An 18,224-nucleotide genomic window follows, 5' to 3' on the forward strand; every position below is an offset into this window, starting at 1 on the left:
GCGGCAGTCGCGGATTAGGTAAGAACATGTCTTTACAGCTCGCTAAAAGCGGACACGATATCATCCTTACTTATAAAAGCAACGAGGCGGAAGCAAACAAGGTGGTAACGGAAATTCAATCGCTGGGACAAAAAGCGATCGCGTATAAACTGGATACCGCCGACACAAAAGCATTCGGGGGATTCCTCGCGGAAGTGGCGGCACACCTGGAAGAGAATACCGGAACGGGTAAATTCGACTTCCTGGTAAACAATGCGGGCATCGACAGAAGTTCCCTGATCTCCGATACTACAGAAGAGGATTTTGATGAACTGTACCAGGTGCATTTAAAAGGTGTATACTTCCTTACACAAAAAGCATTGCCTTTTATCAATGATAACGGGCGTATCATTAACCTGTCTACCGGCCTGGCAAGGTTTGTTACACCCGGTTACGCCGCTTACGCTTCCATGAAAGGGGCCATAGAAGTATTTACCAGGTACCTGGCTAAGGAAGTGGGCGCACGTGGCATTACCGCCAACGTAGTGGCCCCGGGCATTATAGAAACAGATTTTACAAAAGCGACTTTTGAACATGCGCCACAGGCAATATCCTACATTACTGCACATACAGCATTGGGCCGTACCGGCCTGCCAGACGATATTGGCGGCATAGTAGCCTTCCTGTGTACGGAAGAAGCGCGCTGGATCACAGCACAGCGTATTGAAGCCTCCGGCGGCATGTTCCTGTAACGGATACAGATAAGAAAAAGCACGGCAGCCATCTGCCGTGCTTTTTTGATTATCTTTCAGCGCCAGGCCACTTAAAAAGGCATGACCGTTATCGGACACCTCCTGTATTAAAAACGGGCATCTGCAATGGATATTTTCCTGCTAAAGTACTGATTATCATAATGCAGGGTTTCCGGCATCCAATTAGCGCGCGTGCATACTATGTTCAGGAATTACTTCAACATCGCACTCAGGAACCTTTGGAGAAACAAAGGTTTTTCAGCCATCACCATATTCGGGCTTGCCATTGGCATTACCACCTGCCTGCTCATTACTTTATTTGTTACAGATGAACTGAGCTACGACCGGTTCCATAAAAAAGCAGACAGGATCTACCGGGTGGATGCCGACTTTTTCGTGAACGGCAATGCTTTCAGGGAAAGGTTTACGCCAAGCCAGTTGGCCCCGGTACTGCAACGGGAATATCCCAACGTAGAAAATTACGTGCGGTTCATCCGCCAGGGAAATATACTGGTGAAGAAAGGCACTACTACGCTGGTAGAACATAATGCCAGCTTTGCAGATTCCACACTGTTTGATGTGTTTAGCCTGGAAATGATCAGCGGGGACCCCAAAACCGCGCTCACCCAACCGCATACCATGGTGATCTCCGAGCGCATGGCACTTAAGTATTTCAACAGCACAGATGTAGTGGGCAAAACATTGCAAACAGATAATGTTAATACCTATCAGATCAGCGGCGTGATAAAGGATGTGCCTGAGCAGTCGCACCTGCACTTTGATTTCGTGCGCGCCATGTCCGAACTGCCGGAAAGCCGGGAAGAGGGTGGCTGGATGTCCGACAACTACACCACTTATGTGCTGATGCGGGAAGGCGCCACCGGCGCGCAACTGCAAAGCTATGTGGATGCCGCCACCAAAAAATATATGGAAGGGCCGCTGCAGAAAATGACGGGCAGCAACTTTGCGGACCTTAAAAGATCGGGCGGTCATTTTGGATATAATGTAATGCCGCTCACAAAAATCCATCTATATTCCTCACTGGCCGATGAAGTGGAACCTTCCGGCAACATCCAGTATGTATATATCTTTATTGCCGTGGCGGTAATCATCCTGCTCATCGCCTGTGTAAATTTTATGAACCTGTCAACCGCCCGCTCTGCAGGCCGTGCAAAAGAAGTGGGAGTACGGAAAGTACTGGGCTCCCAAAGGAGTTCCCTGGTATTCCAGTTCCTGACAGAATCAATATTAACCAGCTTTTTTGCATTGTTACTGGCATTGGCGCTGGCGATGTTGTTGCTGCCCTATCTGAACCAGTTATCAGGTAAGCATATTGTGCTGAAAACCGGTTACCTGTTGTGGCTGTTGCCTTTCCTGCTGCTTACCGCCGGCGTGATTGGTTTGATGGCCGGTAGCTACCCCGCATTTTTCCTCTCCGCCTTTGAGCCGATCAAAGTGCTGAAAGGTAAGCTGAACGGCGGTTTCAGGAACGGCTGGCTGCGGAGCAGCCTGGTAGTTTTCCAGTTTGCTTCTGCTATTTTGCTGATTGTGGGTACATTGGTGATCAACAGCCAGCTGAATTATATCCGGAACAGGAAGCTTGGCTATAACCGGGAACAGGTGCTCATTATAGGCAATACACGATCGCTCGCAACCCACGCCAGTAGCTTTAAGCGTGAAGTGGTGGCCATTCCTGGGGTGGAATCGGGCACCATAACAGCCTCTTTACCTACTGATATGAGTCTCAATACCAACATCTATTCAAAAGATGCTGCGCATAGTGCAGGCCAGGTAACGGGTGTACCGGATTGGTATGTGGATGCAGACTACCTTCAAACCATGGGTATGCAAATAGCCAGTGGCCGCAATTTCTCGCCCGATATGCCTTCAGATACCTTTGCCGTATTGCTTAATGAAACCGCCGCGCGGTTGTTTGGCTTCAGTAACCTGGAGGAGAAATACCTTTATAGCGGGGAGGCAAAGCCGCTGAAAGTGATCGGCATCGTGAAAGACTTCAACGCCGGCAGCTTAAGAAATAAAATTCCTCCCGTAGTGTTCCGGTTAACGGAAAATCCCGGCCATATCGCCTTCAGAATCCATACTGCCGATATCCAGGGGCTCATCGCGAAAATAAAAAGCACTTATGATGCACAGCCGGGTATGAGCGGGCAGCCATTCGTATATTCTTTCCTCGACGATGATTTCAACCGCCTGTATATTGCGGAGCAACGTACCGGGAAGATCTTCATTACTTTTGCCGTATTGGCGGTAGTAATCGCCTCCCTGGGCTTATTTGGATTAATTACCTATGCAGCAGAGCAACGTACAAGGGAAATAGGGATCCGCAAAGTACTGGGCGCTTCTGTACCGGGTATTGTAGCCATGCTGTCGAAAGATTTCCTGAAACTGGTGCTGGCAGCTATCCTCATTGCTACGCCGCTGGCCTGGTACATGATGAGCCGGTGGCTGCAGAATTTTGCCTACCAGGTAAAGATCAGCTGGACTTTGTTTGTGATTGCTGCATTTATTGCTATCGCCATTACGCTTTTAACCGTGAGTTACCGGGCCATCATGGCCGCCACTGCAAACCCCGTGAATAGTCTTAAAGCAGAATAACTAACCGGCGAGCGGGAGTTCCAGGTAAAAGGAACTTCCGCCTTCGCGGTTGTTCTCAAACCAGATCTGCCCTTGTTGTGCGATTGTATATTCTTTACAGAGAAATAACCCCAGGCCGATACCCTTTTCATTATCCGTACCAAAAGTAGAGCGCACTTTCAGGGAAAAAATATCCTCCTGGCTGGAAACGTCAATACCCCGGCCGCTGTCCCTTACTTCAATGAGGCACCTGTCGCCTGTTTTGCTGGTTCTTATAAAGATAGTGCCGCCGGAAGGGGTGAACTTTGCCGCATTGCCCAGCAGGTTACGCACAATGAGCTGCAGCATATTAATATCGGCCATCACTTTTATGGAAGCGTCTATATTGATGTCCAGGCTGATCTTTTTTTTGGATACAGCCATTTTGTTGATCTTCAGGATAGGATGTATAGCTGCCGCCACATCTACAGGCGTGAGGTTCACATGAAGGCCGTCCATTTGTGTTTTGGACCATACCAATATATTATACAGCATCTCCTGTGTGCTGTTCACTACGTATAGTAATTCCGTTTCTATCTGGGTTTTATTTTCCGTGTCCAGCTCCGCTTCCCTCATCAGCTGCAGGTACGACTGTATCGCTGCCAGCGGGTTACGCAGGTCGTGGGAGATGAGTGAAAACAGCTTACTCTTTTCTGTATTCATGATCTCAAGGGAGCGGGTTTTTTCTTCCCCTCTCTGCTTTTCAGTATTGTAGGCATTTTTAAGATAAATGGTACCTACGAAAATAACCCCCACGCAAATAATATAGGTGGGCGTCATATCCGCAAAAATATCTTTCCTGGTTTTATATACCGGATCTACCGATGCAGGATGATAATACTCCCAGGCAATAAGCCCCAGTACAATAACAAGGTTCAGCGCCAGCCACCAGTAGTATTGTTTCCGCGGAGAAATAAGCATAACCAGGAAAAAAGCCAGGGTAAAAGACAACAGCGATGCGCCTTGTATGCCGCCGCTGTAGAAATAATTAATAGCAAACATTACGTTGCCCACAATAGCAGCAAGGGCAACGCTCAGGTTTACCTTCTTCCGGTATCTCGATAAAAAATAAATAAAAATAAATGCAGGTACCAGCAGGGCAAAGATCACAGCTGTGGCAGTAAGACCGGTAATATAATTATAAGGTACATTAATAATAATGATAAAAATGGTGATAGCGCAGATGGCGTTGAAAATACGATTTTCCAGGGAGAACTGCCGGGCGTCTCCAATCAGGAAGAGAGAGAATTGTTTCAGACGTTGGGATATTGTGATGGTTCTGTTTGTTGACATGGTACTAATTTAAGCAAAAACAACTGCTATTCGCAGCGAAATGCCGGGCTCAGGATAATGCATATGGCTGTAATGTCATATTTTTTTTCGGTTTTCTATACTATCCGGTTAATTTTTAAAAAAGAAAGAAGTATTACGTATATCCCTGCATGTTTACGATCTGTTTTCCCTGTATTTTGCTAAATGCATTTTACAAAAGCGGGAAAGCTAAAATAATTATCATTAATTTCCGGCCGCGGGAAAGGTTACGAGGTATTCACCCACTTCTAATATGCGCAAAAATGATGAGTGATGGAGATTTGTTACAGCTTATAAAGAAAAATGATACAGCTGCATTTGAATCTATCTATGATAAATATTGGCAGGCCCTTTATTTAAAGGCTTGTCAGCGTGTGGACAAAGATGAGGCGAAAGACATGGTGCAGGAGGTAATGATTTCCCTGTGGAAAAGAAGGAACGATATCCGGGTAGGACAGGAGGGAGACCTGGGACGGTATCTTTTCACCGCTATCAGGTACCGGGTGATCAGCCACTACGCCTTCAGTGCCGCCGAAATTAAGAAAGCAGATTTCTTCGATACCTTTAACGACTATATTACCACAGATACACTGGAAGCCAAGGAGCTGAAAGCCAGTATTGAAGCCGGGATCGGCAGGCTGCCCGCCAGGATGCAACAGATCTTCCGCCTGAGCAGGGAAGATGATTATACGATTGCGGATATTGCGAAAATGCTCAATATCTCAGAACAAACCGTGAAAAACCAGTTAACAGATGCCTTAAAACGCCTCCGTACTTCATTGAAAGCCTCGTCTACCAGCGACTGGACCCTGGTATTGATATACCTCTTTTCCCAATTGCATCAGCAGCAGTAGCAGCCAGGAATAGCCAGTGGTGTTTTCCCTTGTATATATTAAGGGAGATGTGATGTTATTTATTGCGGCAATGCCCCGGGCATTTACCAGGCACCGGATATTGTTCGTATACCCCGGGAGCCCGCCGGTAGTTACAGGTTTACAGAACAGGCTTGTTATTTATGCCTCCCCGGCCCGGAGGGTAACATTATCTATTTACGGAACGTTCATCTTTCCCCCGCAGGGGAACATGATCCATTGCATGGAACAGGCCATTATCCGGATCCTGTGCCTTGTTATGGCAGCTTCATCTGTTGCCTTGCCCCCCGGAAAAATTTTTTTTCACCAGGACTAGTACCGGACATTATTTTTTGAGATAACCAATAAAATCGCGCGTTGTGGAAGTCAGTAAAATCAGGCAACTTTTTAAGAAGTATCTGCTGGGGCATAGTTCCGGGCAGGAAAACCAATTGATAGAACAATGGTACGGGTCGTTCGATGCGGAAGCGTTACCCGAAATGGATGAAGCGGAACAGGAACATATAAAACGCGAAATATGGGGAAATATCCAGCCGCAAATTGAAGTCGCTAAAACGTTTTATCTTACCCGTGGCTGGAAAAGGGCTGCAGCGGCAGTACTGCTGCTGGCAGGAGCAGGCGCCGGCTGGTATCTGCTGGGCCACCGCACATCTGCTTCGTGGACTACCTACGCCACCCGTACCGGTGAAAGAAAAACCATCCGCCTCAATGATGGTTCGGTAGTAATGCTCAACGCCGGTTCCACTATCCGCATACCCGATAACCTCTCCAAAGAAAGAAAACTCGACCTGGTAGACGGGGAAGCCTTTTTCGATGTGGCATCCAACCCCCACGTACCGTTTATCGTGGAAAGCGGCCCGCTCCAAACCACGGTACTTGGTACCTCCTTCAACATCGCCGCCTATAAAGAGGTGCATACGCTCAGTATAGGAGTAGTATCAGGTAAAGTAAGTGTGGCCGGGAAAGCAACGCCGGCGTATATCCTGGAGCATAACCAGGAGCTGGTGTATAATAAAGACAACGGCCAGGTAAAAGTAGCCCCGGCAGATGAACTGCTTACCGGGTGGAAGGATGGTAAACTCGTTTTTAACGACGTCACCTTCCATGATATGGTAGTATTAATGGAAAAGAACTTCGGCATCACTATCACCACCACACAGGAACATGTAAGAACCACCAGGTATACCACGGAATTGCCAACAGATATGGAACCCGCAAAAGCAGCACAGGTGCTGGCGGCCATCCATCATCTGAAAGTACGCACGATCAATCAGCACACTGTTATTTACGAATAATAAACCAAAGCTAATCGCTAAAAAAACACTACGTACTAATGCCACGTAAATGGAACCTTTTGTTAATGCTAACAATTAATGCCTAACCACGTATGAAGAAAATTGTAAAAAATTTCAGAAAACGAATGCTTGCAGTCGTTTTGAGCCTCACGTGTGTCCCTGCCATACTGCCGGTATACGCCGGACAGGGGCAAATCCTGCAGGAAACCAGCGTTACTATCGCCCTGAAAAGCGGCAGCCTGGAATCCGCTATCAGGGACCTGCACCGTCATACCAAAATTAACTTTGCCTACGACAGGCAGCTGCTCAGCGGCTACAAAATTGAAGGCTACTCTTTTTCCAACGAGCGGCTCGACTATGTGCTGGAAAAATTACTGCAACATAAATCCCTTGGCTATGCAGAGGTAAATAATATTGTAGTGATCAGTAAGCTCGCTTCGCCGAAAGCAGCCATCGCCCGCCAGGAAGTAGTAGTATCAGGCGTGATCAAAGATGAAAACGGCCACCCCCTTCCAGGCGTTAGCGTGGCGGTAAGAGGCGTGAGCACCATGACCACCACCGACGCCAACGGCCGGTACAAGATCATTGTGAACTCCGCTACCGATGTACTGGCCTTCAGCTTCATTGGTTATGAAACCGCTGAAGTGGTAGCCGGCAGTCAGACGACCATCAACGTACAACTGAAAGTAGCCAGCAAATCGCTTGGTGAAGTAGCCGTAGTGGGCTTTGGTACCCAGCGTAAGGTAAGCCTGGTAGGCGCGCAGTCCACCATCCGCCCGGCGGAGTTCAAACAGCCGGCATCGGATATTTCCTCCATGCTGGCCGGCCGCATCGCAGGGGTAATAGGTGTACAACGCACCGGCGAACCGGGTAAAGGCAGCGCCGATATCTGGATCCGCGGTATCTCCACCTTCGGCGGCGGTAACAAGGCTACCCCGCTCATTCTCGTAGATGGCGTGGAGAGATCTATCAACAACATCTCCCCGGAAGATATCGAATCCTTTACCATCCTGAAAGATGCTGCCGGTACCGCGGTATACGGAGTGCGCGGCGCCAACGGTGTTATTCTCCTGAAAACAAAAACAGGGAAAGTAGGTAAGCCACAAATTTATTTCGACTACAACGAAGGCGTTAACTCTTTCACAAAAAGACCGGAAATGCTGGATGGTATTACCTATATGAACCTTGCCAACGAAGCTTCCACCACCCGTAACCATAACCCGGTATTTTCCGAAGAAACCATTGAGAAAACAAAGAACAATGCAGACCCGCTCCTGTATCCCAATGTAAACTGGATGGATGCCGTGTTCAATAAATACGGACATACCCGCAGCGCCAACCTCAACGCCAGCGGCGGCGTGGAAAATGCCCAATACTATGTATCCCTCGGCTACTACAATGAAAGCGGCTTCCTGAAAACAGACGACCTGGAGAAGTACAATTCTTCCTTAAAATACAATCGCTATAATTTTACGTCCAACTTAAACCTGAAAGTAACTAAGTCCACCAAACTTGATGTGGGTTTACAAGGCTATTTCTCCAATGGTAACTACCCCGGCATCGGTACCCACGATATTTTCCAGAGCGCTATGGATGCCTCCCCGGTTGTATACCCGGTGATGTACCCGGGAGGCTTTGTGCCGGGACGCTCTGCCAACGGCGGTTTCAGGAACCCCTATGCAGATCTTACCCGCAGGGGATACCGCAATGAATTCAGGAACCAGCTCTACTCCAACATCCGCGCAACGCAGGACCTGAAATCCATTACGGAAGGTTTGTCTGCCACCGCGATGTTTGCTTTCGATGCTTTTAACCAGAACTATATCACCCGTTCAAAACGCGAGGATACCTGGTTCCCGGATATGAACAATCCATACAAACCCGATGGTACCCTCAACCTGCTGAAAACATTTACAGGTAGCCAATACCTCGGCTTCGATAAAAACGATGGCGACCGCCAGACTACCCGGCAGTTTTACACGGAAGCAGCCATCAACTACGACCGTGCCTTCGGGAAACACCGCGTAACCGGTTTGGGCCTGTTCTACACCAGCGATAAAACCAATACCCTGGCGGGCGACTTTATCAACTCCATCCCCGAAAGATACCTCGGATTGGCAGGTAAAGCAGCCTATTCATACGACGATCGCTACTTCATGGAATTTAATTTCGGGTATAACGGCTCCGAATTGTTTGCACCTGAAAACCGCTACGGGTTTTTCCCCGCTATCGGCCTTGCATGGGTGCCATCTAACGAACGCTTTTTTGAACCATTCAAAAATGCCATCTCTTTCCTGAAATTCCGCTATTCCAACGGTAATACAGGTCTTGGTAGCGCCGAGGAACGCTTCCTGTACATCACCAAACTAAATGATAACGATCGCGGCTATACGTTTGGTAAAGGATTTAATGAAGGTAAAGGTATCAGCATCAGCCGTTATGCATCCGATGTAAGATGGTCTGTTTCCAATAAACAGGATCTGGGTATTGAATTGCGTACGCTGAACGACCGCCTCCTTGTTAATGTAGATGTGTTTAAGGAACACCGTACCGGCATCTTCCTGCAGCGCGCTTCCAATGTGGATTTCATGGGGCTCGATAACCAGCAGTATGGTAATCTCGGCGCCGTGGAAAATAAAGGACTGGATGCCAACCTGGAATACAATGCCCGTATCGGGAACGTGGAGTTATCTGTGCGGGGTAATATCACCTGGAACCAGGATAAGGTATTGGAAGATGACCGCCCGCCGCAGCTATATCCGTGGATGGAACACCGCGGCAATAACATCCTGGCGCGTTATGGCTACATCGCAGAAGGATTGTTTGCGGACCAGGGGGAAATCGATAAAAGCGCCGTACCGGGCTCCCGCTCACAGCTGAAACCGGGGGATATCAAATACAAAGACCTCAACGGTGATGGCAAGATCAACTCTTCCGACGTAACAAAGATCGGCCGCGGCGATGTGCCGGCAATGGTATATGGCTTCGGCTTAAACCTCGCTTACAAAGGATTTAATATAGGCTTCCTCTTCCAGGGCATTTCCGATGCCGATCGCATGCTGCAGGGCAGCGCCATCATTCCGTTCAACGGTGGGGGCGGCGAAAGCAATGCATATAGCATCGCTACCGACAGGTGGACCCCCGAAAACCCAAGACAGGATGCGTTTTATCCACGCCTGGCATACGGCGAAGCAGAAAACGTAAACAATACCCAGGCAAGCAGCTGGTGGGTGAAAGACGTGAGCTTCATCCGCCTGAAATCCGCGCAGATAGCATACAACCTGCCCTCCAGCCTGTTGCAGCGTATTGGCGTAAGAAATTCTTCTGTTTACTTACAGGGCATCAACCTCCTTACTTTCAGCAAGTTTAAACTGTGGGATCCTGAACTGAATACCGACAATGGTTCTACCTATCCAAACGTAAGGACCATTTCGCTGGGCGTAAACCTGAAATTTTAATCAACCAAGAAACTGGTCATGAAACCGTGCAAGGTTCCATCAGGCCACTAAAAAATCAAATAATAACGGATGAAAAAGCTCATATATCTTTTAGCAGGCATCGTGTTGTTATCGTCCTGCAAGAAATACCTGGACCAGGTGCCGGACGACCGGTTAACTATCGAAGAAACCTTCCGCACCTGGGCTACGGCGCAGAAATTCCTGAACAACGTGTATCTCCGTGTGCCCGATGAGTTCGGACAGCGTAACCCCGGCGATTACAACAACCGCGGCTTATGGACCGGCGGTTGCGATGAGGCGGATTACGTATGGGGATTTGTACAATCCAATAGTGTAAATATCGGTAGCTGGGATGCCAAGTCGGGTTTCGTAAGCGACTACTGGACCAACTTTTATCGCGGCATCCGCGCAGCCAGCGTATTTATAGAAAGTGCTGATAAAATTACCGATCTCTCCCCGGATCTTATTACCCAATACAAGGCAGAAGCCCGTGCATTACGCGCTATGTACTATTTTTACCTGATGCGTATATACGGCCCCGTAGTATTGCTGGGAGAAAAACCGGTAGAAGTGGACGCCAGTTTACAGCTGCCCCGTAACTCCTTCGACGAGTGTGTAGCCTATGTTATTTCCGAGCTGGAAACAGCCGCGGCCAGGTTGCCCGTGGTACCCAACAACGACCAGGACTATGGCCGTATCAGCAAAGGCATTGCACTGGCCTTCCGTGCCAATATGCTGATGTACAGCGCCAGCCCGTTGTTTAACGGTAACACCGATATGGCTGCCCTGAAAAACACGGATGGTAAACAGCTCATCAGTCAATCGTATGACGCCAATAAATGGAGACTGGCAGCAGACGCCTACAAATCTTTCCTCGATCAGTTCGTACCATCTACTTACAGCCTGTTTAAAAAGAATAATGCAAAAGGAGAATTTGATCCTTATCTTTCCTGCAGGGATGTATTTCTGACCGACTGGAACCCGGAAGTGATCTTTGCCCGTCCTGCCAATTCACTGAGCTCACGTCAGTATGAAATGACGCCTTTCCATAGCGGGGCGCCATCCAGTGATCTGAGAGGAAGCGGCGGCCTTGGCGCTACCCAGAATATGGTGGATGCCTTTTTTATGAAAAATGGCAGAAGCATCAACGATCCTTTGTCGCAGTACGTAAAAACCGGTTATTCAGATTTTACGGGCCCTAATGAAACTGCGCCCAGTAACATTTATAACCAGTGGGTAAACCGTGAGCCCCGTTTTTATGTGAACATCACTTATGATGGAAGCACCTGGCTGAATAAATCTTACGGGAATATTATTACCCGGATCTATAATACCGGCAATTCCGGTAAAGCCACTGGTAACAACGATTATAGTCCTACCGGTTATATTGTGCGCAAAGCGCAGGGCCTCGGTAAATGGGATGTAGGCGGCCGTACCCTGATGCTGATCCGCCTGGCAGAGATCTACCTGAGCTACGCAGAATGCATTAACGAAGCTGATCCTGCCAGTCCGGAGGCGCTTAAATATGTGAACCTGATCAGGGAAAGAGCGGGCATCCCGCAATACGGATCAGCAGAATTGCCAGCCCCGGCGGGGCTGGCCGCTATCCGCGAAGCGATCCGTAAAGAACGCCGCGTGGAACTGGCTTTTGAAAATAACCGTTTCTTTGATGTGCGCCGCTGGAAAATAGCAGAACAAACGGAGAACGGTCCTATTTATGGGTTAAACATTGGCGCCGATATGCCCGGCTTCCTGCAGGTAGTGCCTTTTGAAACCCGTGTATTTGAAAGAAAACATTACCTGTTCCCATTGCCGGCAGATGATGTGGATAACGATAAACAGCTGGTGCAGAATCCCGGCTGGTGAGTATAAATTTAAACCGCCGGAAGTTGTTACATAGTAGCGGCTTCCGGTGCTAACCCGATCATATGAACAAGATAACCTGTTTACTTTTTGCCGCGTTACTGCTGCATAGCAACTGTTCCAAAAGCAGTACCAAGGGAGATCCCCCCGGACCTGTTACCAAACCGGTGGTATCTTTCACCACCCAGGATGCAGCTACTGCTTACGCCAGCTTTAACCAGTATTTCTACAGCCCGGCCGATAAGCTTTATTACAGCAATACCGGAAAGAACGGTATCGGCGCGATATGGACCCAGGCCATTTACTGGGATATGGCAATGAATGTATACAAACGCACAAAAGATCCGGCCGATCTGCAGCGTATCACCGATATCTACCAGGGAGCTTATAACCGCTACGATAAATATAACTGGAACAATACAAAGGAATGGTTTATTTACGACGACATCATGTGGTGGGTGATTTCCCTGGCACGCGCCAATCAGCTCACTGGTAACAAAACTTACCTTGATCTTTCCGTTTCCGGTTTTAAAAGGGTATGGGATGGTTCTTACGATCCCGAAAAAGGCGGCATGTTCTGGGACTTTAACCACAGCGGTAAAAACGCATGTATCAACTTTCCTACGGTAATTGCCGCCATGACGCTTTATAAGATCACCGGCGAAGCCGCTTATCTCCAAAAAGCAAAAGATGTATACAACTGGGGGGTGAATAATCTTTATGATCCTAATACCGGCAGGGTGGCAGATAACAATGTAAACGGCCACAAAGGCTGGTCTGATTACACGTATAACCAGGGCACCTTTATAGGCGCTGCAGTGATGCTGTACAAGGAAACAGGCGCCGCTGCTTATCTTGATCAGGCAAAACAGGCAGCCACTTACACACAGAAAACGATGAGCGATGTAAATGGCATCATGCCTGCAGAGGGCGACTGGAATGAGCAGGGCGTGCTGAAAGCGATCTTTGGTCAGTATATAATGGCGCTCATTAATGATGCGGGGCAAACACAGTTCCTGCCCTGGATCCAGGAAAATATCAATGCCGCCTGGGGCAACCGCGATGTTACCCGCGGGTTAACCTACCGTAATTATAAAGTGCCTTGTGTTACCGGTGTACTGCAGTCCTACGAGGCCAGCAGCGCGGTATACATGATGCAGATCTGCCCCCCGGCAAATTAATGATACCACATCGTTTTCATGAGGTAAAACGCTATTTTTGCGTTTCAATCAGTATACCTCATGAGAACGATGTTGTTTTTTACATTCACTTGTTTGTTAACTTGTTTTGCAGCCCCTCTTTTTGCACAGGACCAGGAACAGGAATTTATCTTTAATACCTGGTCGTTGAATAAAGATGACAGCCGTTATATTTTTGCAGATACCGCTTTGGTACGGATTAGCCCGGATACCAAACAGGCGCCCGTTGATACCCTGCTGGCGGGCGATGATATTACTGCGGTGAGTATCCTGTCCGGGAAAATGCTTACCCTCAAAGGGCTTACGCTTCCCTGGGTACAGGTAAAGTACAATAAAAATGGCGTGGAAAAAGAAGGCTACGTGTGGGAAGGACTGCTCTCTTTTACGCCCATGCGCCGGGGCGATGTGAAATTTATATTTGCTTACGACCGCCGCGTGGATACCCTGATCGATCAGCGGGAACAATCGCAGTATATCGTGAAACTGAAAGCTGTTCAGGCAGGTAAGCTGCTTGCCACTACTTCGTTCCGCATTTTCGATGGTGAATCTGCCGGTTTTTCCTATGCTAAGGTAATGAGTGGTCTTGGATTGTCGAATGTGCAGCATATTGTATCTGTTGGTTTTGGCGGGGCCGCCTGTGGCGTTCCCACCGACTATTATTATTTCGCCTGGATGAAAGACGGACGTTTTGCCAGTCTGCCTGGCAGAATGGAGGTGGGAGATGCAGGTGTGTATTACCATGAAGAGTCTTTTATTTTCCCTGGTGAGAAGGATGGACAGCCCGATATTATTGTGTTGAAAATGCATGAGGAAGAAGAAACAGATAAGGTAGATAAGAACGGCGAACCGGTGATGGCCGTTAAAGAAGCATCAACAAAATACAGCTGGGATGGTGTGAATGGCACTTTCAAAAAAGTGGGAAAATAGGACGCGCGAATCTATCCTTTCTATGGCCGTTCATCTATAATTTTTTACAGCACTATTTATTTGAAATAGTTTTGTTGTTCTAAAAGATGCCCGTCATTATTTCCCATGTCCGTTTATAATCAACCCAGGAAACGCGTAATAATACTCATTATTACAGGATTCGCCCTCCTTTTTGTTGCCAGGTTAATGTACCCGCAGTTAATGGAAACAAAGTATGCCCGGCTGGCGGATGCCAACGCTGTTACAAGAAAAACGGCATACCCTGACCGGGGCATTATTTTCGACCGTAAAAACCGGAGTATTCTCGGCAACGAGGTGTTGTACGACCTGGTAGTTACGCCTGCTGCTGTTAAAAAAATAGACACCGCGTACCTCTGTAATATCCTGCAGATAGACAGGCTCAATTCAAATTACGTATAGCCGATGCCGTTAAGTATAACGGACGGGTGCGTCCCTCTGTATTTGCCGGTATGTTATCGCCCGATACAGTACCTATCGCCAATCTTATCATGGAAAAATACCTCCACGATACCCTGCCGGCGTCAAAATTACCGGTAATGAAACGGATGCTGGAAACAACTACTATTCCGCTGGCCAAGCTGGAAGTATCGAAAATAGACTCACTGAATAATACCACCGGGGCCCTCACTGCCGACCAGATATTGAAACAGTATTTTCATTAAACATCTTCTTTGTATCTTACACTGATGTCAGGGATTATCTTAAAATGGGTACTGAAAACAATTGGTGTACTGCTGCTGCTTTATGCAGCTGTTTGTGTCCTTGTTTATTTTATCCAGGAGCGGTTGCTTTTTTTTCCTGAGAGATTACCGGCCGGTTATATGTTTCATTTCCCGGAGCCCTTCGAAGAGCGTACTATCCCCACGGGTGATGGCGCGCAGCTGAATGCGTTGCTGTTTAAATCCGGCGGCAGCAAGGGGCTTATCTTTTATTTGCATGGAAATGCCGGGTCGCTGCGATCGTGGGGAGAAGTGGCCGGTACGTATACGCAGCTCGGTTACGACGTGCTGATCTTTGACTACCGGGGATATGGGAAAAGTACCGGGAAGATCCATAGTGAGCAACAGTTTTATGCCGATGCGCAAATTGTTTATGACAGTATCAAAACATCTTACGGGGAGAATAAAATTATTATCCTGGGTTATTCTGTTGGTACGGGTACGGCCGCAAAACTTGCTGCTGATAACCATCCCCGGCAGCTCATTCTGCAGGCGCCCTATTTCAGCATGAAGGACATGGCCAGGTATTACTACCCCGTATTGCCATCCTTCCTGTTGAAGTATACTTTTCCTACTTACCGGAATATACAACGTACTGCCGTTCCCGTTACTATCTTTCATGGCAATGTTGATGAAGTGATTTATTATGGCTCCTCTGAAAAACTGAAAGCGTATTTTAAGCCGGGAGATACGTTGATCACCCTGAAAGGGCAGGGGCATAATGGCATGACGGATAACCCGGAATACCGGGAAGTGCTGAGGCGGGTGCTGGAGTAGTCAGGGAAAATAGGTTTGGGTCCACGCTGGCTACTGGAACCAGTTATACGGAGATCACCGTAACCCCCTTCTTCTTACAAAACTTCAATTCCGCCGGATCCGCATCTGTAATAACCGCATTCACCAGCTCCAGCCCCGCAAAATTCAGGTAAGATGTTTTTCCTATTTTCCCCGCATCACATAACAGGTAAGTATAACCGCTTTGCGTAGCCAACGCGGTAGCAATAGCCGCCTCTTTTTCACTGTGCGCAAACAATCCCTGTTCGGAAATACCGTCAACGCCAATAAATGCTTTTCCCGCCTTGTACCGCCGGATATGCTCAGTGGCTATAGTGCCGTGTATGGCCTGCCGTGCTTCGTCGTATTCACCGCCAATAATATTAAGGGATACGGCGGAGTGTTGCAACTCAAATATCACCGGAAGAGAATTGGTGATCACTTTGATTTTTTTATTCCTGATAAACTGGCATAAGCGGAAAACAGTGCTGCCGCAATCCATGAAAATGATATCGCCGTCGTTGATCTGTGCCGCTGCTTTCCGGCAGATCTTATCTTTTGCTGCCTGGTTGGCGGCCGCCTTGTTCACAAATTCATAGGGCTGTTCGGGAATACTGGCCGGGATAGCGCCGCCATGGGTGCGGTACAGCAGCCCGTCGTCCGATAACTGGTTCAGATCCCGCCGGATGGTGATTTCCGAAATGCCTAATGCCTGCGCCAATTCACCGGTGGCTACCTCGCCTTTCGATGCCAGTAGCGCCAGGATTTTTTGCTTTCTGAGTTGGAAATTCATTTTTAATAATTAACTTGATCAAAAATAATCAAAAACGATCAAATTCGATCATCTAATATGAAAGCAATAAAGATCCTGGAAACAGCCATCCTGTCGGATAACTGGTACACGCTGAAGAAAATCACTTATGAAATGGCAGACAGCGATGGTATAACGGTGACGCAGGTGCGCGAGGCATACGACCGTGGCAACGGCGCCACTATCCTGCTGTATAATAAGGAACAGGGCACGGTGGTGTTAACGCGGCAATTCCGCCTGCCTACTTATATCAACGGCAACGAAACAGGTATGCTGATAGAATGTTGTGCCGGTTTGCTGGATGAAGATAATGCGGAAGAATGTATCCGGCGTGAAACGATGGAAGAAACCGGTTACCAGGTAACTGCGGTAGAAAAAGTATTTGAAGCGTATATGTCGCCCGGTTCTGTTACGGAGATCCTGTATTTCTTTGTAGCGGCATATTCCAGGGAACTGAAAATGCACAATGGCGGCGGACTGGAAACCGAGCAGGAAAATATTGAAGTACTGGAGCTGCCGTTCAGCCAGGCACTGGAAATGATCCGTACCGGGGAAATAAAAGACGGGAAAACAATCATGTTACTCCAATATGCGGCGCTTCATCACCTTTGTGGTTAAAAGGTTATTCCCGGGTATCAGCCAATGCAGCTTCCTGCACATCTTCACCATACCCCATTTAATCCACGACTTTGAACAGGGGAGGGGCTAAAAGCCATGCGCCGGAGGAAGCGGATAGTGTTTAGGCCACGTGGCTCAAACACTAATAATGTGTATCTTTATAAACACATAATTTGTTACCACATGAATATGGAAAGTTATCTCCCTTCGGTTATTCTTTCTCCTTATGTCAGCGCTTTCCTGGTCATTGAAAGTAAAGACGGTATAGAGAATCGGGTAATGCCGGATACCGCTGTGATGATGTCTTTCAGGTTTGGCGGCAAAGTAGCGGCCGGCGAACCCGGCGAAGAGGTTGGTTTGCCGGGAACAACGCTCGCCGGATTGCGGAGAACGTCCCGTTTATTGCATTATGCCCCCGGCACCGGAAATGTACTGGTAAAATTCAGGGAAGGTGGCGCTGCGGCTTTTTTTAAAACTCCCCTTCATGAGTTCTTCGATGTGCATGAATCACTGGATCAACTGGTGCAACACCATAAAATTGCAGAAGTGGAAGAAAGACTGCATGAAGCAAAAAACAACCTCCAACGCGTTGCCATTGTGGAACAATTCCTTATTGCCGCGCTCAGCAGCCGGCAACCGGATCTGCTGATCCGCAGCGCTGTAGACCAGATCAAAACCACCGCCGGCAATATAAAGATCAGATCACTGGCTGCCAGCCTGTATATCAGCCAGGATGCCTTTGAAAAACGTTTCAGGCGCAGCGTTGGCGCCACACCCAAACAGTTTTCTGCTATTGTAAGATTACGCCACCTGCTCGATCATTTCCCCGAAACTGAAAGTCTTACAGAGGCCGCATATGACGCAGGCTATTACGACCAGGCGCATTTTATAAAAGATTTCCGCGCTTTTACCGGGCAAACGCCACAGGCATTTTTCCAACAGGCTAACTGGTGGTGATCTCTTTCTATAACGCGGAGTTTGTCTGACTCAG

General features: G+C 48.1%; 15 protein-coding genes. 13 read left to right on the plus strand and 2 right to left on the minus strand.

Annotation, left to right across the window (positions count from 1 at the left end; all coding sequences use genetic code 11):
• A partial coding sequence (locus tag VN105_RS21040; protein WP_325643882.1) for an SDR family oxidoreductase occupies positions 1–731 on the plus strand: 731 nt, incomplete at its 5' end.
• A gap of 201 nt (positions 732–932) precedes the next feature.
• Positions 933–3,347 carry an ABC transporter permease gene (locus tag VN105_RS21045; protein ID WP_325643908.1) on the plus strand — a complete coding sequence of 805 codons (2,415 nt, stop codon included), beginning with the start codon at positions 933–935 and terminating at the stop codon, positions 3,345–3,347.
• Here the strand turns inward: VN105_RS21045 and VN105_RS21050 are convergent, their stop codons facing one another.
• Complete coding sequence (locus VN105_RS21050; protein ID WP_325643884.1) at positions 3,348–4,658, minus strand: HAMP domain-containing sensor histidine kinase; 1,311 nt, start codon at positions 4,656–4,658, stop codon at positions 3,348–3,350.
• A 281-nt stretch (positions 4,659–4,939) separates the two neighbouring features.
• Between VN105_RS21050 and VN105_RS21055 the strand changes: the two genes are divergently transcribed.
• From VN105_RS21055 to VN105_RS21095, 9 genes are all read left to right on the plus strand, one after another.
• Positions 4,940–5,530 (plus strand): RNA polymerase sigma factor, encoded by a 591-nt coding sequence (locus tag VN105_RS21055; protein WP_325643886.1) that lies wholly within the window; start codon positions 4,940–4,942, stop codon positions 5,528–5,530.
• Positions 5,531–5,907: 377 nt separating this feature from the next.
• The gene (locus VN105_RS21060) at positions 5,908–6,843 is read left to right on the plus strand and encodes a FecR family protein (RefSeq protein ID WP_325643888.1); all 936 of its coding nucleotides are present in this window, start codon (positions 5,908–5,910) and stop codon (positions 6,841–6,843) included.
• A 125-nt stretch (positions 6,844–6,968) separates the two neighbouring features.
• Positions 6,969–10,301 (plus strand): TonB-dependent receptor, encoded by a 3,333-nt coding sequence (locus VN105_RS21065; RefSeq protein ID WP_325643890.1) that lies wholly within the window; start codon positions 6,969–6,971, stop codon positions 10,299–10,301.
• A gap of 69 nt (positions 10,302–10,370) precedes the next feature.
• Entirely contained in the window at positions 10,371–12,167 is a 1,797-nt protein-coding gene (locus VN105_RS21070; RefSeq protein ID WP_325643892.1) for a RagB/SusD family nutrient uptake outer membrane protein, read from the plus strand.
• Positions 12,168–12,229: 62 nt separating this feature from the next.
• On the plus strand, positions 12,230–13,345 hold the full coding sequence (locus tag VN105_RS21075; RefSeq protein ID WP_325643894.1) for a glycoside hydrolase family 76 protein: 1,116 nt from the start codon (positions 12,230–12,232) through the stop codon (positions 13,343–13,345).
• A gap of 93 nt (positions 13,346–13,438) precedes the next feature.
• A complete protein-coding gene (locus VN105_RS21080) occupies positions 13,439–14,290 on the plus strand; it encodes a hypothetical protein (RefSeq protein WP_325643896.1) in 852 nt (283 codons plus the stop codon).
• Positions 14,291–14,491: 201 nt separating this feature from the next.
• Positions 14,492–14,710: a hypothetical protein gene (locus VN105_RS21085; RefSeq protein WP_325643898.1), complete on the plus strand. Its 219-nt coding sequence runs from the start codon at positions 14,492–14,494 to the stop codon at positions 14,708–14,710.
• A gap of 26 nt (positions 14,711–14,736) precedes the next feature.
• Positions 14,737–14,973: a hypothetical protein gene (locus VN105_RS21090; protein WP_325643900.1), complete on the plus strand. Its 237-nt coding sequence runs from the start codon at positions 14,737–14,739 to the stop codon at positions 14,971–14,973.
• Between the two features lie 24 nt (positions 14,974–14,997).
• Positions 14,998–15,807, plus strand: a complete 810-nt coding sequence (locus VN105_RS21095) for an alpha/beta hydrolase (RefSeq protein WP_325643901.1) — start codon at positions 14,998–15,000, stop codon at positions 15,805–15,807.
• Positions 15,808–15,850: 43 nt separating this feature from the next.
• On the opposite strand, the gene VN105_RS21100 is transcribed toward VN105_RS21095, so the two are convergent.
• Positions 15,851–16,597 carry a DeoR/GlpR family DNA-binding transcription regulator gene (locus VN105_RS21100; protein WP_325643902.1) on the minus strand — a complete coding sequence of 249 codons (747 nt, stop codon included), beginning with the start codon at positions 16,595–16,597 and terminating at the stop codon, positions 15,851–15,853.
• A gap of 57 nt (positions 16,598–16,654) precedes the next feature.
• On the opposite strand from VN105_RS21100, the gene nudK reads away from it, so the two are divergent.
• Both nudK and VN105_RS21110 read left to right on the plus strand, forming a co-directional pair.
• Positions 16,655–17,233 (plus strand): GDP-mannose pyrophosphatase NudK, encoded by a 579-nt coding sequence (nudK, locus tag VN105_RS21105; protein ID WP_325643904.1) that lies wholly within the window; start codon positions 16,655–16,657, stop codon positions 17,231–17,233.
• Between the two features lie 183 nt (positions 17,234–17,416).
• A complete protein-coding gene (locus VN105_RS21110) occupies positions 17,417–18,190 on the plus strand; it encodes a helix-turn-helix domain-containing protein (protein WP_325643906.1) in 774 nt (257 codons plus the stop codon).
• Positions 18,191–18,224 lie beyond the last annotated feature (34 nt).

Origin of the sequence: Chitinophaga sp., from assembly GCF_035564935.1 — a bacterium.
Lineage (GTDB): Bacteria > Bacteroidota > Bacteroidia > Chitinophagales > Chitinophagaceae > Chitinophaga.

Bases quoted from the DNA above. Each gene is read 5' to 3' on its own strand.
- VN105_RS21045 (WP_325643908.1), top strand. From the start codon at position 933: ATGTTCAGGAATTACTTCAACATCGCACTCAGGAACCTTTGGAGAAAC.
- VN105_RS21050 (WP_325643884.1), bottom strand. From the start codon at position 4,658: ATGTCAACAAACAGAACCATCACAATATCCCAACGTCTGAAACAATTC.
- VN105_RS21055 (WP_325643886.1), top strand. From the start codon at position 4,940: ATGATGAGTGATGGAGATTTGTTACAGCTTATAAAGAAAAATGATACA.
- VN105_RS21065 (WP_325643890.1), top strand. From the start codon at position 6,969: ATGCTTGCAGTCGTTTTGAGCCTCACGTGTGTCCCTGCCATACTGCCG.
- VN105_RS21070 (WP_325643892.1), top strand. From the start codon at position 10,371: ATGAAAAAGCTCATATATCTTTTAGCAGGCATCGTGTTGTTATCGTCC.
- VN105_RS21075 (WP_325643894.1), top strand. From the start codon at position 12,230: ATGAACAAGATAACCTGTTTACTTTTTGCCGCGTTACTGCTGCATAGC.
- VN105_RS21085 (WP_325643898.1), top strand. From the start codon at position 14,492: ATGGAAACAAAGTATGCCCGGCTGGCGGATGCCAACGCTGTTACAAGA.
- VN105_RS21095 (WP_325643901.1), top strand. From the start codon at position 14,998: ATGTCAGGGATTATCTTAAAATGGGTACTGAAAACAATTGGTGTACTG.
- VN105_RS21100 (WP_325643902.1), bottom strand. From the start codon at position 16,597: ATGAATTTCCAACTCAGAAAGCAAAAAATCCTGGCGCTACTGGCATCG.
- nudK (WP_325643904.1), top strand. From the start codon at position 16,655: ATGAAAGCAATAAAGATCCTGGAAACAGCCATCCTGTCGGATAACTGG.
- VN105_RS21110 (WP_325643906.1), top strand. From the start codon at position 17,417: ATGAATATGGAAAGTTATCTCCCTTCGGTTATTCTTTCTCCTTATGTC.